1 protein-coding gene is annotated in these 239 nt (G+C 55.6%); it reads right to left on the bottom strand.

The window, feature by feature from the left end; all coding sequences use genetic code 11:
- Window positions 1–239 (bottom strand): ribonuclease E/G (locus P8629_RS12625; RefSeq protein WP_278166434.1); only part of this gene is annotated, 239 nt, incomplete at both ends.

Below are 239 nucleotides of genomic sequence, written 5' to 3'. Positions count from 1 at the left end.
CGAGTCAGCTGCACCAGCCCCAACTCGGTTACCCCGGTACATTTGGTTTTTGCATGGTCACGCTCCAGCGCCTTTTCCAATACGCGAAGCACCTGACGCTGATGCTCGACATCCACCATGTCGATGAAGTCGATAATGATGATACCGCCCAGGTTGCGCAGCCGTAACTGACGGGCAATGGCCGTCGCGGCTTCCAGGTTGGTCTTGAAAATGGTCTCTTCCAGATTGCGATGACCGAC

The organism is Hydrogenovibrio sp. 3SP14C1, assembly GCF_029625905.1.
Taxonomy (GTDB): Bacteria; Pseudomonadota; Gammaproteobacteria; order Thiomicrospirales; family Thiomicrospiraceae; genus Hydrogenovibrio.
Note: the sequence above shows the minus strand (reverse complement) of the source record. Positions and strands in the feature narration are given on the sequence as shown.